The organism is Streptomyces sp. NPDC090994, assembly GCF_044768905.1.
Taxonomy (GTDB): domain Bacteria; phylum Actinomycetota; class Actinomycetes; order Streptomycetales; family Streptomycetaceae; genus Streptomyces.
On sequence record NZ_JBIVWS010000009.1, the window covers coordinates 263,610 to 272,447 of the forward strand.

The window sequence follows — 8,838 nt, forward strand, 5'->3', positions numbered from 1 at the left end:
GGCGGGCCGGAGGTCACCGGCCCCGCGTCAGCGCTTGGTCGTGTCCGTCGGCTCGGCGACCGGGCGGGAACTGGTCACGTCGCCCGGGGCGGCCTGGATGGTGCGCTGCGACGCGGACTGCTCACCGGTGGTGGGCGGGTCGGCGGGGGCGGCGGACTTGTTGTCGTCCTTCATCGCCTTGGCCTCGCTCTTGAGGATGCGCGCGGACTTGCCGAGCGAACGCGCCATGTCGGGAAGCTTCTTCGCGCCGAACAGCAGGATGATGACGACGAGGATGAGAATGATCTCGGGGGCGCCGAGCCTTCCGAACATAAGTCTTTACCTTCTCACCGAGGCGGCTGGGTGGGGGTGCTGTCCGACCGGTCGGACATGCGTCTGAACGGCCGTGTTGTGCAGCGATCGTAACGCTCAGGGGTAAACGCGAGGCAATCCCTGTGCGTACTCCCGTCCGCGGCCGGGCCTCGTTTTCCGGACCGCGACCAGCAGCGTACCTGCCCCCGTCAGCCGGACGACAGGGCGAAGCAGCCCAGAACGCAAGTCACAGGAGACCGCTGTGTCACTCACAGGTGTTTCACGAACACCGGCAGACGCCTTCCGTACCCCTCACAGCGCCTGCGCGGAACGGCCCGCGCGCTCCGCGGCGTGCTCCAGATCCTCCGCCGCCGCACCGATCCGGCGGGCCGACTCGGCCACCTGCCGGCCCAGCCGCTGCGCCTCCACGAACACCCGTACGGCGAGCACCCCGAGGACGGCGAGACCCAGAAACCCCATGGCAACCGCGAACATCGGCCAGAACATGCCGTCGAGCCTAGACCGTCCCGCCACCTGGTCCTAAACGGTGGAGTGCAGGCGCAGGGTCCGCACCCCGCCGCCGGTGAGCAGCTCCACGATCCGCTCCCCCGCCGGCTTGCGGACGGTGACCCCGCAGTCCGGGCAGGTGAACGAGTAGAAGGTGGTACGGCTGCTGGCACCGATGGCCAGGCGCAGGGCGCTCGCGGTCAGCTCGAAGCGGCCCCGGCAGTCCGGACAGCCCGCCCGGAACACCACCGGCGCCACACTTCTCATCCCGGCGAACGCGGACGCCACCGTCATGCCCACCGCGCCGGACCCCGCCGATTCGCTCTCGCTCAACGTCCTCGCTCCTGCCCGTGGTGCACCGCTTCCGCCGCCCGCGCGGCGGACGGCCCGTACGCGTCGGCCGTCCCGGTCCCGTCGTACGCCGCCAGCGCGTCGCGCGCCGCCTGCCGGGCGCTGTCGGCCAGCTCGCTCGGGGCGACAATCCGGCCGTCCCGCCCGAGGCGCAGCGCCAGGCGTCTGAGCGACGCCGGATCGGGGGTACGCAGCGTGATGCGCAGGCCACCGTCCGGGAGTTCCTCCGCGCTGTCGTGCGGGTAGTACTCGGCGACCCAGCGTCCGCCCGGGCCGACCTCCACCACGACCTCGGGGTCCTCGGCGGCCGGCTGCACCAGCGCCTGGGACAGGTCCCGCGGCTCGATCTCGGGCGGCGCGGACGGCTCGTCCAGGATCTTGATCTCGGCGACCCGGTCCAGCCGGAAGGTGCGCCGCGCCTCGGAGCGGCGGCACCACGCCTCTACGTAGGTGTGCCCGACGCTGACCAGGCGGATCGGGTCGATCTCGCGCTCGGTCACCTCGTCGCGGGCCGGCGAGTAGTACCGGATCCACAGGCGGCGGCGCTCGGAGATGGCCCGGTCGACGTCGGCGAAGACGCCGCCCTCGGACTCGAAGGTGACCGACAGCCGGGAGCTGGCGCCGGCCGCCTCGCCGGCCGCGGCCTCCACCTTGGCGGTGGCCCGCAGCAGCGCCTGCCGGTCGCTCTCGCGCAGGCCGGGCAGGGTCGCCACCGCGCGGGCGGCGACCAGCAGGGCGGTGGCCTCGTCGGCGGCCAGGCGCAGCGGCTCGGCGGCGTCCGCGCCGAGCGCGGCCGGGTTGTGCCACCAGATGCGCTCGCCGTCGGTGTCGATGTCGAGCAGATCGCCGCCGCGGAAGCTGGTGCCGCACATGGGGAGCACGTCGAGGTCGGAGACCAGCTCGTCCTCGGTGATGCCGAAGGCGCGCGCCACGTCCTCGATCCGGGCGCCGGGGCGCTCGCGCAGATACGTCACCAACGACAGCATCCGCCGGGTCTGGTCGATGGCGTTGACGGGCCTGACCGGTTTGCCTGCCACTGTGTTGTCCGCTCCCCCTCAGCCCTTGGCGACGGCGCGCAGCCGGTCCACCACGTCGGCCCGCAGCTCGGCCGGCTCCAGCACCACCACGTCCGGTCCGAACTCCGCCAGCCAGGCGTCCAGGCCGTGCCCGTACGGAATCTCCAACTCATCCCAGCCGTCACCGAGTTCCCGGACCGCCGTGGCCTTCGCCCGAAGGGGGTATCCGGCGTCCGAACGCAGCCGGATGAGCGCGGAGCGGTCGGCGGTCTCCCCCGCCCAGCTCGCCACGGTCTCGCGGACGGTGACGACGTCCGGCACGGGAGCGGTGAAACGCGCCCCGCGCGAGCGGACCTTGCCGGTGATCCGGGACAGCCGGAAGACCCGCTCGGCACCGCGGTCCCGGTCGAACCCCGCCAGGTACCAGTGGCCGCGCCAGCACTCCAGCGCCCACGGCTCGACGTGCCGGGTCTCGGGGCGGGCGGCGGTGGCCTTGCGGTAGTCGAAGACGACCGGACGGCGGTCCCGGCAAGCCAGCATCAGCGGCTCGAACGCGGCCTCGTGCACGGGGATGCGCGGCTCCAGCGCGCTGTGCGCCTCATAGGGGTCGACGTCCTCGGGCAGCCCGGCGGCACGCAGCTTCTGCAGGGCTCCGCTGGCCGCGCCGGCCAGCCGGGCCTGCTGCCAGACCTTGGCGGCCAGGCCCAGGGCGGCGGCCTCCTCGGCGTCCAGGGTGATGGCCGGCAGGCGGTTGCTGTCGCGGCGGGCGAGGTAGCCGATCTCGCCGTCGAGGCTCTCGACGGTCTCGATGACCAGCCCCAGCTCCCGCAGGTCGTCCTTGTCCCGCTCGAACATGCGGTTGAAGGCGTCGTCGGAGCCCGGCGTGGTGTGTTCGGGTCCGAACGCCTCGACATAGGCCTCGATGGACTCGCGCAGCTCGCGCTTGCTGAGCGGCCGGCGGGTGCCGAGCAGACACAGCGCCAGGTTCATCAGCCGCTCGGCCTTGGCAATGGCCATCGACGCCCTTCGCCTCCTTGTGATGCCTACGCCGATGACCGTACCGCCCCGCGGTGGCCTGGCAAAAGCCGAGGGCCCATGCCCGCACGGGCATGGGCCCCGAGCCGGTCGCGTCCGGTCGGATCCGTACCGATCGGACGCCGACGAGGTCGGATCAGACGCCGAGCAGGTCGACGACGAAGATCAGCGTCTCGCCGGGCTTGATCGCCGGGGTCGGGCTTTGATTGCCGTAGGCGAGGTGGGCCGGGATGGTCAGCTGGCGGCGGCCGCCGACCTTCATGCCCTGCACGCCCTGGTCCCAGCCCTTGATGACCCGGCCGCCGCCCAGCGGGAAGCGGAACGGGGCGCCGCGGTTCCAGCTGGCGTCGAACTCCTCGCCGGTGGAGAAGGCGACACCCACGTAGTGCACGGTGACGGTCTGGCCCGCCTGCGCAACGGGTCCGTCGCCCTCCCAGATGTCCTTGATCTCGAGGTCCGCCGGGGGCTCGCCGCCGGGGAAGTCGATCTCGGGCTTGTCGATGCTCACGTCTCTAGCTCCTGCTTGTCTGCGGAAAGGCAACGGTCCCAGTGTTTCATCCCCACCGCGTCAGAGCTTCGCGAGGATGTCGACCGAGAAGACCAGCGTCGAGTCCTTCTTGATGCCGCTGCCCTCCGGGGGGCTGTCGCCGTACCCCAGGTTCGGCGGGACGACGATGAGGACGCGGCTGCCGACCTTCTTGCCGGTCAGCCCCTGCGACCAGCCCTTGACGACCTGCTGGAGGCTGAAGGACGTCAGCTGCCCCCGCTTGTACGTCGAGTCGAACTCCTTGCCCCCGTCCCACAGCACGCCCTTGTACTGCACGAGGACGCTGCTGTCGGCCTCGACCTCGGCGCCGTCGCCCTCGATGACGTAGTTCGCCACCAGCTTCTTCGGCGCGTCGGCGTCGGGCACCTCGATGGAGGGCGCCTTGCCGTCGGTGTCGGTGCCGACCTTGGGCAGCGCGGTGTCGTCCTGGGCGACCTCCTCGCCCTTGGCCGACGACTTGGCGTTGTAGCTGTCCTTGAGGTCGAAGACGAACACCAGGGTGTCGTCCTTCTTCACCCCGAGCTGCTCGTTGCCCTGGTCGCCGTAGGCCCAGGTCGGCGGGACGGCGAAGAGGACGCGGCTGCCGGTCTTCTTGCCCGTGAGGGCGTACCGCCAGCCGTCGATGACGCTGCCCTGGGCGAGCTGGAAGACCAGCGGGCTCTTGGTGTCGTAGGAATTGCCGAGCACCTTGGCGGAGGACCAGATCTGTCCCAGATAGTCCGCGACCACGAAGTCGTTCTCGGCGACCGTCTTGCCGCTGCCCGCGACGGCCGTCTTGACCGCGAGCTGCCCGGACGGGTCGCCGCTGCCCTTGGCGACCGTCGGCTTCTCGCCGAACTCCGTACCCGCCGTGATCGCCGGCAGCGGGCCGTCGACGATCTTCGGGGCCGGTGCCGCCGACGTGGCCGACGCCGAGGGCGTCTCACCGGCGTCACTCGATTCGCCCCCGTCGTCGCCGCACGCGGCGAGGGTGGTCAGTCCAACAGGGACGGCGATGAGAAGTGAGCGTCGGCGCACGGTGAGGGCCTCGTAATCGGTCGATCATGGTTGATGGCGTGCGCGCAACTCTACGGCGTGAGAAGGGCGCCGTACGGGAAACGTACGGCGCCCGTGTGGCGTTCCGACCATGTATTCGGAGCGCTACATGCCCGCGATCAGCTTCTCCACCCGGTCGTCGACGGAACGGAACGGGTCTTTGCACAACACGGTGCGCTGCGCCTGGTCGTTGAGCTTGAGGTGGACCCAGTCGACCGTGAAATCACGGCGCTGTTCCTGGGCCCGCCGGATGAAGTCGCCGCGCAGCCGGGCCCGAGTCGTCTGCGGGGGAACGGACTTGCCCTCGAAGATCTTCAAGTCGTTGCAGACCCGGGTGGCCTGGCCCTTCTTCTCCAGCAGGTAGTACAGGCCACGACGGCGGTGGATGTCGTGGTAGGCGAGGTCTATCTGCGCGACCCGCGGATGCGACATGGTCATGTTGTGCTTGGCCCGGTACCGCTCGATGAGCTTGTACTTCATGACCCAGTCGATCTCGGTGTCGATGCGGTCGAGGTCCTCGGTCTCGATCGCGTCCAGCGTGCGGCCCCACAGCTCCAGCACCCGCTCGACGGTCCCGGTGCGGATGCCGCGCCGCTCGCAGAAGTCCACGGCCTTCTCGTAGTACTCCCGCTGCACCTCCAGCGCCGACGCCTCCCGGCCGCTGGCCAGGCGCACCTTCCGCCGTCCGGTGATGTCGTGGCTGACCTCGCGGATCGCCCGGATGGGGTTCTCCAGGGTCAGGTCCCGCATCACCGTGCCGGCCTCGATCATGCGCAGCACCAGGTCGGTGGCGCCGACCTTGAGCAGCATGGTCGTCTCCGACATGTTCGAGTCGCCCACGATGACGTGCAACCGGCGGTAGCGCTCGGCGTCGGCGTGCGGCTCGTCGCGCGTGTTGATGATCGGCCGGGACCTGGTCGTCGCCGAGGAGACGCCCTCCCAGATGTGCTCGGCGCGCTGGCTGACGCAGTACACGGCACCGCGCGGCGTCTGCAGCACCTTGCCCGCACCGCACAGCAGCTGCCTCGTCACCAGGAACGGGATGAGGATGTCCGCGAGCCGGGAGAACTCCCCGTGCCGGGCCACCAGGTAGTTCTCGTGACAGCCGTAGGAGTTGCCCGCCGAATCAGTGTTGTTCTTGAAGAGGTAGACGTCACCCGCGATTCCCTCCTCGTGCAGGCGTCGTTCGGCGTCCACCAGGAGACCCTCGAGAATGCGCTCGCCCGCCTTGTCATGCGTGACGAGCTCGGTGACGTTGTCACATTCGGGTGTCGCGTATTCCGGATGCGACCCGACATCGAGATAGAGGCGGGCGCCGTTGCGCAGAAACACATTGCTGCTGCGGCCCCATGACACGACACGGCGGAAGAGGTACCGCGCCACCTCGTCAGGCGACAGGCGGCGCTGTCCCCTGAACGTGCACGTGACGCCGTACTCGTTCTCCAGCCCGAAAATGCGGCGGTCCATGACTGAACATTACGCCCGATCCCCTGAACTGAAACGGGGTTCGACGGCACGGTTTGGATCATTTTCCGATGAAGCCGCAACCACCGCCTGCCCGGCGGGAGCTGCGAGGACCCGCCCGGTCGCCGTCAGCACCAGCAGGGAGACCGCCCCCGCGGCACCCGGCACGGCGAACCCCCACACCGCCCCGCCGGCCTCGACGACCGGCCCGGCGAGCCCCGTTCCGACCGACGCGCCCACGGTGAACGTCGTCACGAGCCAGGAGAACGCCTCGGTGACGGTACCCCTGGGAGCGTGCCGGTCGACGAGCACGAAAGCACAGGCGATGGCCGGTGCCAGGAAGATCCCGGCCACCACGGTGAGCAGCACCATGCCGACCGCGCCGGGCATCGACATCAACGGCAGGTAACACACCGCCAGCAGCGCCACCAGCACCCGCAGTCTCCGCGCCGGATCACCGCCCCACTGCCGCGCCCCGTAGACGGCGCCGCCCACCAGCGCCCCGAGCCCCAGCGCGGCCATCAGCCAGCCGTACACCGCGTCGCCGCCGTGCTCGTCCGCGTACGACACGGCCGCGACCGTGATCGACCCGAGCGCCATCCCGACGAACAGGAAGGCGGCGAGCAGCGCCAGCAGCCCCGGCGAGCGCAGCGCGCCCAGCCAGTGCGCCTCGCGCGGAGCCGACCGCCACGCGCGCGAGGGCGGCGACACGACCACCGACAGCGCCCCGAGCACCCCCACCACGTTGAGCACCAGCAGCGCGACCTGCGCCGACCACAGGGAGGTACACACCGTCACGAGCAGCGGTCCGACGGTGAACATCACCTCCTGCGCCACGGCGTCCATCGCGTACGCCGTGTGCACCTGCTCCTCCTTGCCCAGCACACTGGGCCACAGGGCCCGCAGCCCGCCCTCCAGCGGCGGCGTGAACAGCCCCGCGCCCGCCACCGCCAGGTAGGCGACGAAAACCACGTCGGTGCCGGCGAAGGCGAAGACGGCCATCGCCAGACCCGACAGAACGGCCGCCGGAAGCTGCACCCGCGGCTGCCCGAACAGGTCCACGAGCCGCCCCAGCACGGGCTGCCCCACGGCGTTGGCGACCCCGTACACGGCCGCGAGCGCCCCCGCCAGGCTGTAGGACCCGCCCTCGGCCCGCACGAACAGCACGATGGCGATCGCCGCGGTGGCGTTGGGCAGCCGCCCCACGAGCGTGCCGGCCAGCAACCGCACGGCATACCGCGCACGAAGAATCTCCAGATACCCCGCGACCACGACCGACTCCCCTCGTCACCACCGCACGTTTTACGTATAACTAGTGCGCGCCCATACGTACCATGACCGCTGTTCGGGAGTCCAGACGAAGGAGCGGGCCCACGGTGGCACGAGGCAGCACACGTCCGACGAGCCGGGACGTCGCCCGGGTCGCCGGCGTCTCCCAGGCCGCGGTCTCCCTGGTCATGGGCGACAAATGGCGCGGACGCGTGTCGGAGACGACGGCCGAACGCGTACGCCGGGCCGCCCACGACCTCGGCTACCGCCCCAACCTGGCGGCCCGCAACCTCCGCCTCGGCCGCACCCGCACGGTCCTCCTCGTCGTACCGGCCCTGACCACGGAGTTCTTCGCGGGCGTCTACACGGGCGCCGCCCGCGTCGCCGCCGAACACGGTTTCGGCGTCGTCCTCTACCCCTCGCCCGAGGGCATCGGCCCGGCGAGAGACCCGTTCGCCTCCGCCCAGGCGGCCCTGGACGGCGTCATCGCCTCCTCCATGGCCGCCGACGCCCTCACCGCCATCCGCGGCGACCAACTGCCACTCGTGATGCTGGACAGCGACCCGGAGAGCAGCACGGGCACGGCGACAGTCAACCTGGACATCGCCGACGGCGTCCGCCAGGTCGCGGACCACCTGCTGTCCCTGGGCCACCGCCGCTTCCTGCACCTCGCCGCGGACGTGGCCTCCTGGACCTTCGAGGTACGGGCCCGGGAACTGGCGGCACGCCTGGACACCGTCCCCGGCACCGAACTCCGCACAGCCCGCGCGCCCATCTCCATCGAGGACGCCCGGACCGCCACGGAGGCGGCCCTCACGGGGCCCGGTCCACGCCCCACCGCCCTGGTCTGCGACGACGACAAACTCGCCGCCGGCGCCTACAAGGCGCTGCGCCGCCTGGGCCTGCGCATCCCCGAGGACCTCTCCGTCACCGGCCTGGACGACCTCGCCCTCGCCACGGCGATCGACCCCGAGCTCACGACGGTCCGCCTGGACGCCGAACTCTTCGGCGAACGAGGCATGCGGACGCTACTGGACGTCCTGGAGGGCCGGGCGCCCCAGGGCGGCGACATCCCCGTACAGCTGATCGTCCGAGGCTCGACGGCACCGCCCCGCTGAGCAGCCCGGCGCCGACGGAGTGGGCGGTTACGCGGCCTGCGCCGCCCGCGGTGACGCGACTCGCGCCGCCTGCGACCGCGCGGGGTCGTACCCGCACCCGCGTACGGCGGGAAGGGGACGGGGTGGGGGGTGTCCGCCCGCAGCGGTTGGCGCGTCGACCCGGGTAAGCCCCGTAGAAGACCGATTCCGCGCCGTTCCGAGGACG

10 protein-coding genes are annotated in these 8,838 nt (G+C 71.2%); 1 reads left to right on the top strand and 9 read right to left on the bottom strand.

Annotated elements, in window-relative coordinates:
• Positions 1 to 27: 27 nt before the first annotated feature.
• From tatA to ACIQR3_RS21215, 9 genes are all read right to left on the bottom strand, one after another.
• Entirely contained in the window at positions 28 to 312 is a 285-nt protein-coding gene (gene tatA, locus ACIQR3_RS21175; protein WP_403541029.1) for a Sec-independent protein translocase subunit TatA, read from the bottom strand.
• A gap of 291 nt (positions 313 to 603) precedes the next feature.
• Positions 604 to 798 (bottom strand): hypothetical protein, encoded by a 195-nt coding sequence (locus tag ACIQR3_RS21180; RefSeq protein ID WP_215170763.1) that lies wholly within the window; start codon positions 796 to 798, stop codon positions 604 to 606.
• A 33-nt stretch (positions 799 to 831) separates the two neighbouring features.
• A complete protein-coding gene (locus tag ACIQR3_RS21185; protein WP_215170798.1) occupies positions 832 to 1,092 on the bottom strand; it encodes a hypothetical protein in 261 nt (86 codons plus the stop codon).
• Between the two features lie 35 nt (positions 1,093 to 1,127).
• Positions 1,128 to 2,186, bottom strand: coding sequence for a helix-turn-helix transcriptional regulator (locus ACIQR3_RS21190; RefSeq protein ID WP_403541032.1), 1,059 nt, complete (start codon positions 2,184 to 2,186; stop codon positions 1,128 to 1,130).
• Positions 2,187 to 2,204: 18 nt separating this feature from the next.
• Positions 2,205 to 3,182, bottom strand: a complete 978-nt coding sequence (locus ACIQR3_RS21195) for a helix-turn-helix transcriptional regulator (RefSeq protein WP_403541035.1) — start codon at positions 3,180 to 3,182, stop codon at positions 2,205 to 2,207.
• A gap of 154 nt (positions 3,183 to 3,336) precedes the next feature.
• Positions 3,337 to 3,708, bottom strand: a complete 372-nt coding sequence (locus ACIQR3_RS21200) for an FKBP-type peptidyl-prolyl cis-trans isomerase (protein WP_189418682.1) — start codon at positions 3,706 to 3,708, stop codon at positions 3,337 to 3,339.
• A 60-nt stretch (positions 3,709 to 3,768) separates the two neighbouring features.
• A complete protein-coding gene (locus ACIQR3_RS21205; RefSeq protein ID WP_403541037.1) occupies positions 3,769 to 4,764 on the bottom strand; it encodes an FKBP-type peptidyl-prolyl cis-trans isomerase in 996 nt (331 codons plus the stop codon).
• Between the two features lie 123 nt (positions 4,765 to 4,887).
• Entirely contained in the window at positions 4,888 to 6,249 is a 1,362-nt protein-coding gene (pafA, locus tag ACIQR3_RS21210) for a Pup--protein ligase (protein ID WP_215170754.1), read from the bottom strand.
• A 9-nt stretch (positions 6,250 to 6,258) separates the two neighbouring features.
• Entirely contained in the window at positions 6,259 to 7,518 is a 1,260-nt protein-coding gene (locus tag ACIQR3_RS21215; RefSeq protein WP_403541039.1) for an MFS transporter, read from the bottom strand.
• 104 nt (positions 7,519 to 7,622) lie between these two features.
• Here ACIQR3_RS21215 and ACIQR3_RS21220 point away from each other — a divergent pair, with 104 nt between their 5' ends.
• Complete coding sequence (locus ACIQR3_RS21220; protein ID WP_403541040.1) at positions 7,623 to 8,633, top strand: LacI family DNA-binding transcriptional regulator; 1,011 nt, start codon at positions 7,623 to 7,625, stop codon at positions 8,631 to 8,633.
• Positions 8,634 to 8,838 lie beyond the last annotated feature (205 nt).

What these genes read in the sequence shown, in the direction of transcription:
- ACIQR3_RS21180 (WP_215170763.1), bottom strand. Translation starts at nt 798, where the DNA reads ATGTTCTGGCCGATGTTCGCGGTTGCCATGGGGTTTCTGGGTCTCGCC.
- pafA (WP_215170754.1), bottom strand. Translation starts at nt 6,249, where the DNA reads ATGGACCGCCGCATTTTCGGGCTGGAGAACGAGTACGGCGTCACGTGC.
- ACIQR3_RS21195 (WP_403541035.1), bottom strand. Translation starts at nt 3,182, where the DNA reads ATGGCCATTGCCAAGGCCGAGCGGCTGATGAACCTGGCGCTGTGTCTG.
- ACIQR3_RS21185 (WP_215170798.1), bottom strand. Translation starts at nt 1,092, where the DNA reads ATGACGGTGGCGTCCGCGTTCGCCGGGATGAGAAGTGTGGCGCCGGTG.
- tatA (WP_403541029.1), bottom strand. Translation starts at nt 312, where the DNA reads ATGTTCGGAAGGCTCGGCGCCCCCGAGATCATTCTCATCCTCGTCGTC.